Origin of the sequence: Paenibacillus xylanexedens (assembly GCF_007676705.1) — a bacterium.
Taxonomy (GTDB): domain Bacteria; phylum Bacillota; class Bacilli; order Paenibacillales; family Paenibacillaceae; genus Paenibacillus; species Paenibacillus xylanexedens_C.
Genome location: NZ_VEBF01000001.1, coordinates 199,479 through 217,184, shown reverse-complemented (window position 1 = coordinate 217,184; position 17,706 = coordinate 199,479). Strand labels below are relative to the sequence as shown.

Below are 17,706 nucleotides of genomic sequence, written 5' to 3'. Positions count from 1 at the left end.
CCCGCGTGAATGGAAAGGTGGCAAAAGAAGATCTTGATAGTCGGATCTTTGATACCTTAAACATGATATTGCTAATCATCTGTACGGTCGTTATTCTGGTTCCTCTATGGAATGTCATCATCTCTTCCTTTAGTTCAGGCAAAGCGCTGGCGGAAGGTGGATTCATCTTCTGGTCACCGGAATTCTCGCTGGAGAATTACAGAGCTGTATTCAACGATCAGGGCATCTGGCAGGCCTTCTTCATATCGGTTTCCAAAACAACGATTGGCGTTGTTACACATGTGTTCTTCTGTGCCATGGTTGGTTACGGTCTGAGCAAAAAGTACATAAGAGGCCGTAAATTATACGTTGCCATGGGTGTTATTACAATGTTCTTCTCAGGCGGCATGATCCCGACGTATTTGTTAATCAAATCACTTGGCCTGCTTAACAGCTTCTGGGTGTACATTATCCCGGCGTTATTCAGCTTCTATGATGTCGTGATTCTGATGAATTTCTTCCGAAATGTCCCGGATTCGCTGGAAGAATCGGCCAAGATTGACGGTGCAGGGGATTGGCATATTTTCCTGAAAATATTCATTCCACTCTCCATGCCTGCCATGGCCACAATTGCGCTATTCAATGGCGTAGGGCAATGGAACGATTTCATGACGACCAAGTTATATATTACCGATCAGTCACTGTATCCACTTCAGATGATGCTGTATGAGATTATCGTTCAGTCCCAGACACAATCCATGCAAAATGTCGGGGGTTCGGCTGTTATTGAAACAACGACCAAAGGCGTGCAGCTAGCCACCATTGTCATTACGACACTACCTATTGTACTGATCTATCCCATCGTTCAGAGATACTTTATCTCTGGAATGATGCTGGGTGCGGTCAAGGAATAAGAGAACCAAATACCCCATTTTGAGGAGGAACAAAAACATGTTGAAGTTGAACAAGGCATCAGGCAAAAAAGGAATTAAATTGTTGACAACACTGCTCACAGCCGTACTTATGATTACAGGTTGCAGCGGTGGATCGGGGGGCTCCAGTGAAGGGAATTGGGTATCCATTGAAGATCGCTATACGGTTGATCCGGAAAAGCCGGCTTGGCAGTTGGACAAAAAGGAAGAGGCTACCGACCTGACCTGGTACGTCAATGCAGACTGGTGGAACACCGACTTTGGCAAGGATATTGTTACCAAGAAAATCAAAGAGGATCTGAACATCAATATTAAATTTATCACGGGTGATGATACCAAGTTAAATACCTTTTTCGCCGGTGGAGATATGCCTGACTTGTTGACGGTGTTTGACTCGAATTCACCAGTGGTGCAAAAAGCTGCAACCTGGGCTATGCCGCTGAATGATCTGGCGGAGAAATATGATCCTTACTTCAATAAAGTTGCGGCTGTCGATACGTTGAACTGGTTCCAGTTGGCAGATGGTAAAACGTATGGTTATCCGAACTATTCCAATACGCAAGAGGATTATGATAGCGGTAACATTCCTGCCAAGACGGCATTCATCATTCGTAAGGATGTATATGAAGCACTGGGCAGCCCTGTCATTGGAACACCAGAAGAATTCCAGAGTGTGATGAAACGAATTAAGCAAGAGTTCCCTGCGCTGATTCCGTTTGGGTTTAACTCGATTGGTGAAGGAACAGGTTCACTCGGGGATACGTTGCAAGATTTTATCGGCGTTCCGCTGGAGACCGAATCGGGAGAGTTCTACGATCGCAATCTGGATGAAGATTATCTTACGTGGTTGAAGACATTGAACACCGTCTACAGAGATGGCAATATCAGTGATGACAGTTTTGCGGATGATGGCACGGCTTTTGAAGAAAAAGTGAAGTCCGGTAAATATGCAACCATGCTGCTCGACGGTACACCTCAACAAGGAGGGAACCTGCAGATCTATATGAGCGCCAATCCGGGCAAAGAATATATCGCCATTGATGGACCGCAGAGCACTAAAGGCAATGCACCGACATTGAATCAATCCGGGATTACAGGATGGATGATTAATTTTATTTCCAAGGACTGTAAAGATCCGGCCAAGGCCATTCAGATATTCACATACTTGCTGAGTGAAGAAGGCCAGACGCTTATGAATTACGGGATCGAGGGGGAAACCTACCAAACCAAAGCCGACGGTAGCGTAGAATTGCTGCCAGCGGTGAAAGACTTGCAACTCAATAACGCAGATCAATTCAAAAAGGATTATCGGATGGGTGAATTTATGTTCTTCGGTCATGACCGCCACAAAGCACTCAGTGCAGATGCATTTCCGGAAGCCATTAAACAGATGCAGGAGTGGGGCAAAGGCAAGCTGAAACCACACTTCATTCTGGAGAATATTAGTCCGGATCAAGGTACACCTGAAGCTCGTGCGTTGTCAGCGATCAATACGAAGTGGAATACAACGCTGGTCAGTATGGTACGTTCCAAGGATGATGCCTCGTATGACAATGCACTGGCTGCTTACAAATCATTTTTAGGTGAGAACCGTTGGGAAGAGATTGTGAAGGTACGTAGTGAGAAGATGAAACTGAACAAAGAAAAATTAGGTATTCAATAATAGAAGTGTGGAGGGAAGTCATATGACGATTTTCAAAATGTACAAATCCACGGGTGAAGAAGATTTATTCGTATCTCTATCCCAGGAGCAATTGAAACCACTGGATGCCGATAAGGAGACAACAACCATTTATCTGGATGATCAGTTAACGTATCAGGAGATGGACGGATTTGGTGCTTCTTTTACCGATTCATCTGCCTATTTAATCAACCAAATCTTGAATGATGAGCAACGGGATGAGGTCATGACCCGACTATTCCATCCGGAGAAAGGGATCGGGCTGTCAGTCATCCGTAATCCGATGGGAGCTTCGGACTATGCGAGAACGGTATACAGTTATAACGATATGCCAGAACAGCAGACAGACCCGGAATTAACCCAATTCAGCATTGCACATGATGAAGGGGACGTTATTCCTTTAACGCAAAAGGCGTTGGCATTGAATCCTGAACTGAAGCTGTTTGCTTCACCATGGAGTGCACCGGGATGGATGAAAACGAGTGGATCGATGATTACCGGACAGTTGAAGGCGGAATGGTATCCGGTTTATGCCGATTATTTTGTGAAATACATTCAAGCCTATGCCAAGCATGGATTACCGATCCATGCCATCACACCACAGAATGAGGCGCTTTATGAACCAGGGCACTATCCTGGTATGTTGATGCCAGCCGAAGCCCAAGCAGACTTTATCAAAAACCATCTCAAACCAGTCTTCGAGCAAAATGAGATTCAAACGAAGATTCTCTGTTACGATCACAACTGGGATCAACCGGACTATCCGCTGACCGTGTTGGAACAAGCGGGAGAAGAAGTGGACGGCGTAGCCTGGCATTGGTACGGGGGCGATGCTTCTGCTCAAACGAAGGTTTATGAAGCTTTTGCAGGTAAAGAAGTGCATTTCACTGAAGGTTCAGGTGGAGAGTGGATTCCGCCATTTGAGCAGGCCTTTTCAAATGTGATGCGAACGGGAATTCAGATTCTTCGCAATTATAGCAAGTCCTTTGTACTTTGGAATATGGCACTAGATGAGAATAATGGGCCTACGGTTCCTGGTTTTGGTCGCAGTACGTGTCGTGGTATCGTGCAAGTGAATCAGCAGACGAAGGAGCTTACGTATACACTTGATTATTATGCCTTGGCACACTTTAGTGCCTTGATCCGTCCAAAGGCAGTTCGTATTGATTCGACGTCCAGTAATCATTCCATCTGCTCAGTGGCGTTCAAAAATATTGACGGTTCTGTCGCATTGGTCCTCTTCAACGATAGTGAAGAGGTGGGCAATGTGAAGGTTAAACTGCGAAATGAAGAACTGTTACGTTTCCAATTGGAGGGCAAAAGCGCAATATCCATTTTAATTCATCCTAATACGTAAAAAGCAGAGTATCAGGGCTTACGCCCTACGAAGTCCGAACTGTAGTTTGCCTGCGGAACTCCGTAGGCGTGAGCCCTGTATGCTTTTTGAACTGTCTGGAGAAATAATACAAATCACTGAATCCGAGATTCTCGGCAATGGCTGTAATGGTGTTCGGGGTGCAGGTAAGCAGTTCCTTGGCTTTGTCGATTTTTTTGCCTGTGATGTAGAGGATTGGTGGAATGCCGATCTGCTGCTTGAAAAATCGAATAAAATAATTCGGATGCATGTAGGCGATCTGGGCCAGATCCTGAACCGAAATATTCTCTTCGATGTTGGAGTCGATGTAAGCCAGAATGGCAGACAACTTCTCCATGACAGGCACGTTAATAAAGGAGATCTGATCCAGATCCAGATTCATTATATAGTGGGACAGTAACTCGGTCAGTTTGCTCTTGGCCATCATATGGGCATAGACTTCATCAGACTTCGCATATGTAAGGATGCTGCTGAAAATCCCCTGAATCAACTCAGGTTGATCTATCGTACAGATGTGCGGGAACTTCAGGATTTGGAATAAATTAATTCCCCCCACCTTCGCGCTAAAGTGACACCAGTATTTGAGAAAAGGACGATCGTTAATCACCGAGTAGGACTGCTGGATTCCCTCCGGCATTAAAATAAGCTGATTAGGCGCAGGGTAGTACTCTTCATTCCCAATTTTGAGCCACCCCTCACCTTCGCATATGAAATAAAACTTGCTGTAGTCTGGCGTGTAATCCAGATCCCGCCAATCGGTGTCGCACCGATTGTAATTGACCATGAATAAATCAACTTGCAGATTGGACAGGTAGTTCGTAAGCAAAGTTTGGTGATTCATGATCCTCATCTCCATACAAGGTTATTATTGTCCATCTAAAAGTTAGTGTTCTACATGTCTATCCATGGGCCGTAGCACTACAATACAAGTGCAGACGATAACGGAAGGGATGAGAACATATCATGGACAAAAACGAATATTTGCAACAGATCGAAGCAACGATTGCCAGCGGTAAATTTAAGGACAACTGGAGCTCGCTTAGCGCTTTTCAAGTTCCCGAATGGTACCAAAAAGCAAAATTTGGCATTTTCATCCACTGGGGGTTATATTCCGTCCCAGCTTATGATAGCGAATGGTATTCGCGTAATATGTATATCCAGGGCTCCAAAGCCTATGAACATCACCTTGCGGTGTATGGACCGCATAAGGACTTTGGTTATAAAGACTTCATTCCGATGTTTCGTGCAGAGAAGTTCGATGCAGACGAATGGGCCACGCTATTCAAACAAGCTGGAGCCAGATATGTTATGCCCGTGGCTGAGCACCATGATGGTTTTCAGATGTACAATAGCGCTATCTCTCACTATAACACATATGAAATGGGCCCCAAACGGGATCTTCTGGGTGAGATGAAGACTGCGTATGAGAAGCAAGGACTGACCTTGTGTGTATCGTCTCACCGTGCCGAGCATTGGTTCTTCATGTCTCACGGTAAGGAATTCGATTCAGACATTAAGGAACCTTTGAAACGTGGAGATTTCTATTGGCCTGCCATGCGGGAACCCAAGGATCACTTCGACTTGTATGACTCCCCCCCAACTGAAGAGTATCTGGAAGACTGGCTGATTCGCTGCTGTGAACTGGTCGATGAATATCAGCCGAAGGTCTTCTATTTCGATTGGTGGATTCAAATGGTTGCGTTCAAACCTTATCTTAAGAAATTCGCTGCCTATTATTATAACAAAGCTGAAGAATGGGGCTTCCCTGTAGCCATTAATTATAAACATGAGGCCTTTATGTTTGGCTCTGCTGTTCCGGATGTAGAGCGTGGACAATTCGCTGATCTCAAGCCTTATTTTTGGCAAACGGATACGGCTGTCGCTAAAAACTCATGGTGTTACACGGAAAACAACAACTACAAAACGGCCGAAGAGATCATCCGAGATCTCGTCGATATTGTAAGTAAAAACGGCAATCTGCTGCTAAACATAGGGCCCAAAGCAGATGGCAGCATACCAGATGAAGATCGGGATATCTTGCTGACGATTGGCAAATGGATGGAGGTGAATGGGGAAGCGATCTATGATACATCATTCTGGCGTACGTATGGCGAAGGCCCAACAGAGGTGAAGGAAGGGCAATTCACGGATGGGGATACCAAGGTTTTCACGAGTGAAGATATACGGTTTACGGTAAAAGAAAGCAATCTGTATGCCACGGTACTTGCTTACCCGGATAACGGGGTGGTGCACATTAAATCCCTGAAGGAAAATTCTCACCATTTTCAAGGGGTCATTCAAGATATTCAGGTACTTGGCTATGAAGAACAGCCGCAATGGGAGAGAACAGTGGACGCACTGACCATCACCACCACGAATGTGAAGAGTATTGCGCCTGTCGTTTTCAAAATTAAATTGGATTAGAAGTGAAAGGGAGCCGGCAAAAGCGTCGGTTCTTTTTTTGTTTGTGATTTCATAAGTGGACTATTATCTGAGGGGAGTGATAGTAATCTAGGGTCTATTTGAACCGTTTTTTATGGTTGAATTTGCGTGAATGCGAAAATTGTAATTAAGAGTACAAGCGACATGAGACACATAAAAGCATTAAATAGACTTATTTTCTATATTTTTCAATAAAAGTGCTTGTATATATCGAATAATGATTCTATACTATACCAATAAAATCCAATTAAATTCCTAATCGACTAGTATATGTAATTTAAATCGTTTTCTAACTCACTCGAACTACGATCGAAATTCGGATTCACTACTCCTTAGCAAGCGTTCTGCTAACGCTCCAGATCACCCTTCCACATGAATGCTTATAGACATTCACTCTCGTTGCACTGCACAAACACCCAAACCTTTCACTCTCACGTCTTAACCCGAGTCGTTCTAAATCTCCTAAATTTCCAAGTGAAAAATCATAGACTGATCCAGTTATCTCTTCTGACTCATATTGTTCCCTAACCAGACCTGTAAAGGAGGTGAGGCTTTATGTGAAACCCAGGGCGTCTATTTCGTCCGCAACAAAGGTTGTTTTATCGTTTTATTCTGCAGAGAAGGGCATATGTACCAGACTAAATTACAAAACCGGGTAAAAGGAGTGGAAAAGTTTGATAAAGATTAATCGGTTACGCAAGCCCATCTCCATGGGGCTCTCGCTTCTCCTTGCATTTTCGATCATTCATCCGGTTTCAGCTGAAAACTCCACATCATCCAAATTGGATATGAAATCTGGACTTGCCAAAGTTTCGGAGTCCAAAGTAAACGCCAAGTTGACCAAAGAATTCGAAGGTAGTGAATATGTTACCTATCTGGTGAAAATGAAGGAACAGGTGGATACAGCAGCAGTCTCCAAACAGGCCCTGGAAAAAGCGACCATCGCCAAACAAACGGCCTCAGCCACGAAGCTGTCCGTTCGTAATTCGGTCGTCAGTTCTCTGCGGGAAACGGCCTCACGTACACAATATACATTGGAAAGTTATCTGGAAAAGGAAGTTGACCTGGGTAAGGTCAAAGAATATAAAAGCTATTTTATCGTCAATTCACTGGCAGTAACGAGTACAAAAGAAGTCATGGAACAGATTGCGCTGCTGCCTGAGGTAGAGAAGGTTCTACCGAATGAGACACGATACTTACAGAAAGCGGAAGTGAGTAAAGAATCGGCGAATGCGGCGCCAGCCAAGGATGCTGTCCAAACGCCAGCTAAAGACGCCGCAGTCGGTGTTAAAGACAAGGAACCTGTTGCCAAAGACAATCTAACAACCGAGAACGTGGAATGGAACCTTGATTACATCAATGCACCAGCGGTGTGGGATCGGGGCATCGACGGAACAGGTATTGTCGTTGCCAATCTGGACAGCGGTGTGGACTATACTCACCCGGCACTTCGCAGCAAATGGCGTGGACTGGATGCCTCGGGAAACATCGTTGATCCCGAATTGAGCTGGTATGATCCGCACAGTAATGCTGCCCTACCTGCGGACGAAGACGGACATGGTACTCACACAATGGGTACGATGGTTGGCTCCGAAGCAGATGGCACCAACCAGATCGGGGTTGCTCCCGGTGCAAAATGGATTGGTGTGCGGATATTCAATCCTGAAACAACCGATGCCATTATTCTGGATGGCGGACAGTGGTTGATTGCTCCGGTGGATGCGGAAGGCAATCTGCATCCTGAACTTGCACCGGATGTCGTCAACAACTCATGGGGCGGAGGCGCAGGACTGGATGAATGGTTCCGGCCTATGGTCCAAGCTTGGCGAGATGCGCAGATCTTTCCCGAGTTCTCCGCGGGTAATGTAAGATTGACGAATCCGGGTGGTCCGGGCTCTGTCGCAAATCCTGCCAATTACCCCGAAAGTTTCGCTACGGGAGCCACGGATATTAATGGTAATCTGGCTTCCTTCTCGCTGCTGGGTCCATCTCCGTATGGTGAGATCAAGCCTGAAGTATCTGCCCCTGGGGTAAACATCCGTTCAGCAGTTCCGGGCGGTGTATATGAGGGAGGCTGGAACGGTACTTCAATGGCTGGCCCGCATACGACTGCACTGGCTGCACTACTGCTTCAGGCCAACCATTCCCTGACGGTGGATCAGCTGGAGCAGATCATAACAGACACAGCGACGCCGAGAACGGACAGCCAGTACCCGACCTCCCCTAATAATGGTTACGGTCATGGTATTATTAATGCCCTCGATGCTGTGGGTTCGGTACTCGAAGGAATCGGCACAGTTTCCGGCAGAGTGGTTACAGCCGGAGATGATCTGGAAGAGCCGGTACTGGCACATACCCCTGTCAATTCTGCCTTTACAGGCATCGATATACCCTTAACCGCTCATGTGACAGATAACGTCGCGGTAGTCTCGGTTGAGGCTTTTGCCAAAACGACAGGCACCAACCAGTACGTTTATCTACCGATGAATCGGATTGCCGGAGATAACAAAGATGGGACGTATACAGCGACAATCCCTGCTTTTCTTATTGACCCGCAAGGTGTAGAGTATTATATCCGCGTGAACGATTACGGCAACAACGGATTCGAAAGTCAGGTATATAAAGTGGCTGTGTCCAATGGTGTTCAGCCAGGATATCTTCAGGATTTTGAAGAAGATCAGCTGGGCTTCACGACTGGTGGGACAGGAAGTACTTGGGTATGGGGAGCACCGACCAGTGGTCCTGGAAGTGCACACTCCGGTGACAAGGTGATTGCAACCAATCTGCAAGGGACTTACGTGGCCAATAGCAACGCATATCTGCTTGCGCCACCTATTGATCTAACCGAGAGTCCGGAAGGTGCGTTATTATCCTTCAAGCACTGGTATGACCTGGAGAATAACATCGACTTCGGCAAGGTATACATCGCTTCCGAGGATAGCGATTATGTGTTCGAAGAACGGTTAACCTTCACGGGAACAGGTGGCAATTGGAAGACGCAGTATGTGGATCTTCGTGAATACGCGGGACAGCAGGTGTTCATCAAGTTCAATCTGACGAGCGATAATTCAGTGCAAAAGGCTGGCTGGTACATTGATGATTTTGCTGTAGAAGAACTGGATGAGATTGCTCCGGGCGCTCCTGCCGGATTGTCTGCGACAGCCGATATTCTTGGTAATGTAGCCTTGAGCTGGACTGGTTCGAGCGATGAGGATCTCGAATCCTATGTGGTATATCGCTCCACAACCGCAGGTGCAGGTTATGAATCCATTGGAACTGCAACAGGAACAACGTTTACAGATACGGCTACGGTGACGGATTCGACCTATTACTATACCGTTGCCGCACTTGATTATAGTGGCAATGAAAGCGACAAATCGAACGAGGTCTCCATTACAGTAGAGGTGCCTCAGGATATCTACATCGATCATTTCGATGGCAGTGATGATCATGGCTGGACTCATTCGGGGACCAAAGATGAATGGGAACGCGGTATTCCGGTAACGGGACCTGCCAGCGCCGTTTCTCCGCCGAATGTCTGGGCGACTGATCTCGACAATACGTACGAGAATGGCTCCAACTATTCACTCGTATCTCCAGTCATTGATTTGACCGATGTGTCCGAAGGAACACTTACGTTTAATCATTGGTACGAGATTGAGAGTGGATACGATTACGGATATGTGGAAGTCACCAAGGATGGTGGAACCACATGGTCAGAACTGGGTAAATTTTCACACAGTACAAATGGAAAACAATGGACACCCGTATTTTATGACCTGAATGCACTTACCGGCAATGAAGTTCAATTCCGGTTCCGTCTGACCTCGGACAACAGTGTCGTGAAGACAGGTTGGTTCATTGATGATTTCCGTGTACTGGGAGTTGCTGCGGAGACAGTAACCGAGGACAGTGCGGTTGTGCTTAACAGTGACAAACCGAAACCGTCCTATGATAACCCGTGGTACAAAATTTCACGGACAGACAAAGCGGAATTCAACAAAACGAAACAGCAGCAACCGGAAGTTGAAAAACCAGAAACAGGTTCGGTTAATCCGCAAAGCCTGCCTGCAAGTGCAACGGTAACCGTCCTCGAAACCGGTCGTTCAGTGAAGACGGATTCGGCTACGGGCAAGTATAGCTTCACACACGTAGCTGGTGATTACACGTTAAAAGCGGAGGCATATGGATACTATCCTCGAACTCAGCAGGTAACGATCACAGACGGCAGTGGGGCGAAAGCCAACTTTAATCTGGAGGCAATCCCGCATGGACAGATTGAAGGTGTAGTAACCGATGAGCGGACAGGCCAACCACTGGCTGATGCTTCCGTCCTCGTCGTGGAAGATGCCAAGGTAGGTGAAGTTCGCACAGGTTCAGATGGCAGCTTCGATATTCAGGTATTGGAAGGAAGCTACACTCTATCCATCCGGGCTGCAGATTATTACAGTAAAACCGTCACTGTAACTGTACCTGGTAATGGAACGGCAGAGGCAAATGTTGCCTTGAAACCATTCATCGGTTTCCCTGGGGAAATTGCTTATGATGATGGATCACCAGAGAATGCAAGAGCTTTTGTCGCTGCTGACAATGCCTGGGCGGTTCGAATGACACCAGAGCTGGAAACTGCACAGCTTACAGGCGCATCGTTCCGGTTCTGGAACACCGAATGGCCTGTACCTGGAGGTACAGCGTTCCAATATGCCGTTTATGATGCATCGGGCGCTGGCGGAGCGCCGGGAAGACAGCTGGCTGGACCATTCGATGGTACTGCACTTCGTAACGATCAATGGACAACCGTTGAATTCCCGGAACCAGTGATTGTAACGGGTGACTTCTATATCGTGTATGTACAAAGCGTAGCCGGAACAAGCGCTCCGGGATTGGCTACCGATGAGAATGGTGCGAATGCAGGTCGAAGCTGGCAGCGTGTAGGTGGGGCCTGGAGCACTGCGCCTGCAGAAGAAGGTAACTACATGGTTCGTGCAGTCGTGAGATATCCGGTGAATGCACCGGTAATTACAGCGCCTGCGAACACGTATACGAATCAATCGACCTTTAACGTGTCGGGCACGTCTCCTGCATCCGGAGCTCAGATCAAGCTCTACAACGGCAAGGATCTGGCTGGCACCACAACCGTGACAGATGGGAAGTTCTCATACGGTGTGAAACTCCGCTCAGGAATTAATGCAATTACTGCCGAGGCTGTGGTGGACGGGAAAACAACCGACCGTTCACTTCCCGTCGTCGTCATTCTGGATCAGATCAACCCGCAGTTGACGATTCTCACGCCAGCTCAAGGGGATCGCATCAATGCAGAAGTTGTTCATGTAACGGGTAACGTCGTGGAACAATTCCTCGATAAGGTAACCGTTAACGGGCAAACCGTACAAGTGGGCAAAGACAGAAGCTTCAGTCACCGCGTATTGGTCAATGAAGGCGAGAACACGATTACCATTACAGCAACCGATATCGCTGGAAACAAAACAACCGTAACCCGCACCGTCTACGTGGAAACGGCATTGCCAGAACTTACGAATATTACTCCTGCTGAAGATGTTCGAATCACATCAGGGGAGAGTGTTACCGTTTCATTTGATAGTAAACCTGGTTTGCAGGCATCTTTCCGAATTCAGTTACCGCTGAATCTGAATGACCAAGGTGCAGGAGAGATTCCATTGGTGGAGACCGAACCTGGCCGTTACACAGGCACATACACGACACCTTCATCCCTTGTTCTTGAGGGCGGAGTTATCGTGATTCGTGCTCAGGATGCAGCCGGGAATAAAGTAGAGGCTGAAGCAGCTGGACGATTGTTCGTAAGCGCAGCACAAGAACAATCAGTTCCAGAACCAGATTCGAGCCCAGCAGAAACGGAATCGAGCGAATCTAGTCCACCGTCCACTGAAGGTCTGCAACCATAATTATTCGAAGTGTGACACGGATGATAACTGTGTTTTGAAGATTCAAGCAAGAAGCCGACAAGCCGAAGTATCAGGGCTTGTCGGCTTTTTGTGTATCTCTTTTCGCAACTGACGCCTAAGAGTAGTTCAAGAAACTTGCATATACTGCATGGTTTAGAGCATCAGGATTAATAAAATAAGATCAGAGGAGGAGTGAACTGTGGGAGTTGATGCATCACTGCGATCCCAACCGTTACGAAGTAAATGGCTCAAAACCAAAATATTGCTGAATAACTCGGCTATCAAACCGTTTATCCCCGACACGCAGCGATTTAGCCAATCCAATCTGAAGTCCATGCTGGCCAAATATAGAATGGTATATATCAAACCCGAGATAGGCACCTTTGGAATGGGGGTAATTAAGGCTGAGATGGACAATCATCACCATTTTGCCTACCAGATCCATCAAAAGCGTCTGACCTTCAACAGTTTCGAGTCGTTTCATCGAAGTCTGACCCATTTGATTAAGCATAAAAGCTACCTTATTCAGCGAGGTATTCATCTGCTTCAACATAACAACAGGCGCTTTGATATACGGGTAATGGTCCAATTGAATCCCCAACAGGAATGGGAAGCGACAGGGGTCATCGGCCGACTGGGTCATCCGAAGAAAATCGTGACCAACTACCATAGTGGTGCTAAACCAATGAGCATTCACACTTTACTGAAATCCCATGCTTCCGACAAACGAATCAATGAATTGATCCGGGAGATGAACCGCTTAGGTATCGATATAGCCCGACATATGAGGAAGAAATACACGCGTTTGAAGAGCATTGGGGTGGATATCGGACTTGATCGAAGTCTAACGCCATGGATTATTGAGGTGAATGCCAAGCCAGACCCCTATATTTTCAATCAGTTAAAGGACAAGACGATGTATCGCAAGGTGATTCGATATTACCGTCAGGCTACGATGAAATGAAGGGATTAAAAGTAACTTATGCGACCTGAATGCCTCGAAGACGTATATATCCCTTAAGTCTATATCAGATGGATAGGGAGATGAATGATGAGAACACAAGTGAAAATATTTGAAAATGCAAAACAAAGCATCCATCCGGATGCTTTTTCTTGTGCTCTCATATGACAGAAGGTGAGTTATCTCCTTTCTTCACATTAATGATATAACATGATATATTAGGATGTAGAACATGAGAAGTATGGGTATTTATGGAGGTGCTTGTATTGGGGAAAGACTCGGCATCCAAGCCGATGTATGAACAGATCTTTGAATCCTTGCGAGAACGGATACAGCTTCATCAATATCAAGTGGGTGAGCGTGTTCCTTCAGAAAAGGAATTATGTGATGAATTCGGAGTTAGCCGGATTACGACTAAAAAAGCGCTTGAGATGTTGGCGAATGAACAATTGATTGTTCGTCAGCCAGGACGGGGTTCTTTTGTAGCGGATGCGGCAGATGTGTTACAGGAGAGACCTAACAGACCTGCTCAGCGAGCTTCTGTTAAACATCCGGAGAGGAAGCTGCTCATTGGTTTGGTCATTACCAATTTCAGTGACATGTATGGTACAGAGCTGTTATATGGGATGGAAGAAGCTTCACGAGAGCACGATTGTTTCCTCGTACTTAGACGTTCCTTCGGGATTCCCGAGCAGGAGGAACAGAGCATTCAGGAACTGTTGGAAATGGGTGTGGACGGATTAATTATCTTCCCGGCACAGGGTGAATACTTCAGCGATGAGATTCTTAAACTGGTCGTTAACAAATTCCCGTTTGTCCTGATTGATCGGTACTTGAAAGGCATTCCAGCTTCATCTGTCAGTACGGATAACGTAGGAGCGGCGCGAGAAGGGATGAATTATCTGTTCAACCTCGGTCACCGACATATCGCCTTTCTGACACAGCCTCCGGCGAATACCACACCGATCGAAGAACGAATTGAAGGGATTATTGAGGCTCATCATGATCAAGGGGTGTTGGTGAACAGGGAACTGTGGTTAGAATCTTTTCTTTCGGCACTTCCCAGTGTGTTTGATCCTCAAGTTGAGGTTCGCGATGTGGAGACGTTGGTGGAACATTTACAGAAATATCCGCAGATTACCGCACTCTTTGCTGCGGAGTACCGTATTGCTTTACTTGCAGAACAGGCAGCAGGTCGGCTTGGCCTGAAGATTCCGGAGGATTTGTCCATCATTTGCTTTGACAGTCCGAACGCTGCCGAAGGAAGTCGTGTAACACATATGAGACAAAGCCAGTTTGATATGGGGAAACAAGCATTTGAGATGGTGCTTCAAAGTATGCAGAACAACGAAATTGCAGTGAACAGAGTCATTCTGCCTGCCCGCTTGGTGAAGGGGAAATCGACGAGTACGGTGAAACAAAAGGGTTAATTTTAGATGCTAATATTTAATTGTGTTCAAGAAGGGACTTCGTGTAAACGAGGTCTCTTTTTTGTGCGGATAAAAAGGGGATAATTGTTTTAAATGGTATACTATTTGGTGTTTTTAAATAAAGACAACATGCTAATATACAAATAAATATATTGACATAACATTATATTCGTTTTAGGATGATGAAAGCGGTTAACAAATTGGATTACATAAGGAGGACAACATGCTTACACCCAGAAATGATCAAGAAATTTCCCCCTCGATATATGACATGATTGATCAGGTTAACAAACGTATGCCGGATTATCCGGAACTTAACCAAATGTTCAAAAATTGTTTTACCAATACGATGCTGACCACGATTCAGCGCAAAGAAGATGGAACGACTTTTGTGATCACGGGAGATATTCCTGCCATGTGGTTACGTGATTCTGCCGCTCAGGTCAGACCTTATCTGGTTCTCGCTTCAGAGGATGAAGATATCGCCGACATGATCGCTGGACTGGTTGAACGTCAACTGAATTATATTCTCCTGGACCCTTATGCAAACGCTTTTAATGAGACGGAGAGTGGAAAAGGACATCAGCAAGACCTGACGCAGATGAATGATTGGATCTGGGAACGGAAGTATGAGATCGACTCTCTGGCTTACCCGATCCAGCTCAGTTACCTCTTGTGGAAGAACACGGGCAGAACAACTCAATTCAACGATACGTTCCGCAAAGCAGCCAAGGGCATCATGCAGTTATGGCAAGTGGAGCAGCATCATGAGACGAAATCACCATACACGTTCCAACGTCTGGATGCTCCCGAAACCGATACGCTCAGCCGAGAGGGACGAGGCACTGAAACAGCCTATACAGGCATGACCTGGTCTGGATTCCGTCCCAGCGACGATCGCTGCGAATATGGTTATCTGATTCCATCCAATATGTTCGCCGTTGTGGCGCTTCGATATCTACAGGAAATTGCTGAAACTGTGTTCAAGGATGAATCACTGGCAGCGAGTGCTAAGGAGTTGGAGGAACAGATCAACAAAGGTATTCAGGATTATGGCACCGTTGAACATCCGGAATATGGAACCATATATGCGTACGAAACGGATGGGAAGGGCAATTACAATCTGATGGATGATGCCAATGTGCCGAGCCTGCTGTCTTTACCTTATCTCGGATATGTGGAGGAGAACGACGAGGTGTATCAGAATACACGCCGTTTCATTCTTTCCTCGCACAACCCGTATTTTTATGAGGGAACAGCAGCAGCTGGAATTGGTAGTCCGCATACACCTGAGGGGTATATCTGGCATATCGCTTTATCGATGCAGGGGCTGACTACAGAGGATCGCAACGAAAAATTAAGATTACTCCAGCTCATCCTTAAGACGGATGCGGATACCGGACTGACCCATGAAGGCTTTTCGGCCAACAATCCAGATGAATATACACGTCCTTGGTTTTCTTGGTCCAACATGCTCTTTAGTGAACTGATTATGGATTATTGCGGATTTCGCGTTCAGAAATAGATAGGAAAGTAAGACATAGCCTGCGGTACATCATAACGTTCGGAGTTCGTTGAATTCCGACAAGAGGAGAGCGAATCATGAGAAAAATATCATTGAAAATGCCGGTAGCAGCAGTTATGACATCCTTGCTCATTCTTACTACAGCCTGTTCGGGTGGAAGTTCAAGTACAGGCACAACCAGTGATGGCAAGAAGGAAGTAACCGTATCGTTCCGTTCTTCAGGATCTGAAGATACACTTACGAAATTCTTCCAATCAGGCTTGGTGGATCAATTCGAAAAGGAAAACCCGGATATCAAAATCAACATTGCGCCTGTATTGGCAAGTGAGGGTGATTATACGTCCAAAATGGTTTTGCAGATGAAATCCCCGGATACGGCACCTGATGTCATTGCCGAAGATACATCCATCATCAAATCCGATGCTGCTGCGGGATATCTGGAGCCGCTGGATACACAGGTTCAGGGATGGTCCGATTGGGAAGAACATATCATCGACAACCTGAAGGCAGGGGTTACCGGTGAAGACGGCAAGGTGTATGGAGTTCCGGCTACCTCGGATACACGCGGGATCTGGTACAACAAAGAACTGTTTCAACAGGCGGGTCTTGAAGTTCCATTCAAACCTGCAAGCTGGGCAGAAGTACTCGAAGCAGCACGTACGATCAAGCAAAAACTGCCAGGTGTGACGCCGCTTAATATGATCGTGGGCAAAGCAAACGGTGAAGGTGTTACCATGCAAACGCTGGAAATGCTGCTCTATGGTACGGCGGATACGCTGTATAACGACACCAGCAAGAAATGGGTAGTTAACAGCCCGGGCCTTCTGGATTCCTTCAAATTCATAGATCAAGTGTTTAACACGGATAAAACAGGTCCGACCATGCAGGTTGCCCTCAATGGACAAGCTGGCAGTATTGCATTCCAGCAACAGTTCCCGCAAGACAAATTGGCGATGGCTGTAGATGGTAGTTGGGCAGGTTCGACATGGGCGGAGAACGGTGCTGCTCCAATCGCCAACGTTGAAGAGAAAATAGGCTTTGCACCATTCCCGACACAAAATGGGGAAGAACCTGGAGCAACTACGATGTCTGGAGGATGGGCTTGGTCTGTTCCTGCACAGGCGAAGAATAAGGAAGCAGCTTGGAAATTTATCGAGTTTCTGATGAATAAGGAAAATGCGACTGCACGCGTAGTAGCGGAAGGCAGCCTCAGTCCGCGTAATGATTCCACAGTAGTTGAAGGTTATACGGATCGTCCATATACCAAAGAAGCACAGGAACTCTTGAATGTGGCGCACTTCCGTCCGGCGAACGATCAGTATGCAGCGGTATCCGCACAATTGCAAAGCATTGTTGAGAGTATTGCCTCTGGCAAGCTGACACCGGAAGAGGGAGTTACACAATTGAAGGACAACGTATCCCGTTCCCTTGGCGCGGACAGCATCGAAGAGAAATAA

General features: G+C 46.5%; 10 protein-coding genes. 9 read left to right on the top strand and 1 reads right to left on the bottom strand.

The features are described from left to right. Positions 1 to 5 precede the first annotated feature (5 nt). Genes FS628_RS00930 through FS628_RS00920 form a run of 3 tightly spaced genes read left to right on the top strand, consistent with a single transcriptional unit; the run spans position 6 to position 3,949 of the window. Positions 6 to 893, top strand: coding sequence for a carbohydrate ABC transporter permease (locus tag FS628_RS00930; protein ID WP_076211802.1), 888 nt, complete (start codon positions 6 to 8; stop codon positions 891 to 893). Between the two features lie 37 nt (positions 894 to 930). Then, a complete protein-coding gene (locus FS628_RS00925) occupies positions 931 to 2,574 on the top strand; it encodes a sugar ABC transporter substrate-binding protein (RefSeq protein ID WP_186327680.1) in 1,644 nt (547 codons plus the stop codon). 22 nt (positions 2,575 to 2,596) lie between these two features. Beyond that, on the top strand, positions 2,597 to 3,949 hold the full coding sequence (locus FS628_RS00920) for a glycoside hydrolase family 30 protein (RefSeq protein WP_145317729.1): 1,353 nt from the start codon (positions 2,597 to 2,599) through the stop codon (positions 3,947 to 3,949). Between the two features lie 25 nt (positions 3,950 to 3,974). On the opposite strand, the gene FS628_RS00915 is transcribed toward FS628_RS00920, so the two are convergent. After that, positions 3,975 to 4,808 (bottom strand): AraC family transcriptional regulator, encoded by an 834-nt coding sequence (locus FS628_RS00915; RefSeq protein WP_145317726.1) that lies wholly within the window; start codon positions 4,806 to 4,808, stop codon positions 3,975 to 3,977. A gap of 122 nt (positions 4,809 to 4,930) precedes the next feature. On the opposite strand from FS628_RS00915, the gene FS628_RS00910 reads away from it, so the two are divergent. The 6 genes from FS628_RS00910 to FS628_RS00885 all read left to right on the top strand — a co-directional run bounded on the left by FS628_RS00910 (position 4,931) and on the right by FS628_RS00885 (position 17,706). Then, a complete protein-coding gene (locus tag FS628_RS00910; protein WP_145317723.1) occupies positions 4,931 to 6,391 on the top strand; it encodes an alpha-L-fucosidase in 1,461 nt (486 codons plus the stop codon). 692 nt (positions 6,392 to 7,083) lie between these two features. Then, positions 7,084 to 12,333: a S8 family peptidase gene (locus FS628_RS00905; RefSeq protein WP_145317720.1), complete on the top strand. Its 5,250-nt coding sequence runs from the start codon at positions 7,084 to 7,086 to the stop codon at positions 12,331 to 12,333. Positions 12,334 to 12,532: 199 nt separating this feature from the next. Then, entirely contained in the window at positions 12,533 to 13,297 is a 765-nt protein-coding gene (locus FS628_RS00900; RefSeq protein ID WP_145317717.1) for a YheC/YheD family protein, read from the top strand. A gap of 254 nt (positions 13,298 to 13,551) precedes the next feature. Beyond that, on the top strand, positions 13,552 to 14,724 hold the full coding sequence (locus tag FS628_RS00895; RefSeq protein WP_313958564.1) for a GntR family transcriptional regulator: 1,173 nt from the start codon (positions 13,552 to 13,554) through the stop codon (positions 14,722 to 14,724). A 223-nt stretch (positions 14,725 to 14,947) separates the two neighbouring features. After that, positions 14,948 to 16,249, top strand: coding sequence for a glycoside hydrolase family 125 protein (locus FS628_RS00890; protein ID WP_145317711.1), 1,302 nt, complete (start codon positions 14,948 to 14,950; stop codon positions 16,247 to 16,249). A gap of 77 nt (positions 16,250 to 16,326) precedes the next feature. Next, on the top strand, positions 16,327 to 17,706 hold the full coding sequence (locus FS628_RS00885) for an extracellular solute-binding protein (protein ID WP_145317708.1): 1,380 nt from the start codon (positions 16,327 to 16,329) through the stop codon (positions 17,704 to 17,706).

Bases quoted from the DNA above. Each gene is read 5' to 3' on its own strand.
- FS628_RS00890 (WP_145317711.1), top strand. From the start codon at position 14,948: ATGCTTACACCCAGAAATGATCAAGAAATTTCCCCCTCGATATATGAC.
- FS628_RS00915 (WP_145317726.1), bottom strand. From the start codon at position 4,808: ATGAATCACCAAACTTTGCTTACGAACTACCTGTCCAATCTGCAAGTT.
- FS628_RS00885 (WP_145317708.1), top strand. From the start codon at position 16,327: ATGAGAAAAATATCATTGAAAATGCCGGTAGCAGCAGTTATGACATCC.
- FS628_RS00910 (WP_145317723.1), top strand. From the start codon at position 4,931: ATGGACAAAAACGAATATTTGCAACAGATCGAAGCAACGATTGCCAGC.
- FS628_RS00925 (WP_186327680.1), top strand. From the start codon at position 931: ATGTTGAAGTTGAACAAGGCATCAGGCAAAAAAGGAATTAAATTGTTG.
- FS628_RS00920 (WP_145317729.1), top strand. From the start codon at position 2,597: ATGACGATTTTCAAAATGTACAAATCCACGGGTGAAGAAGATTTATTC.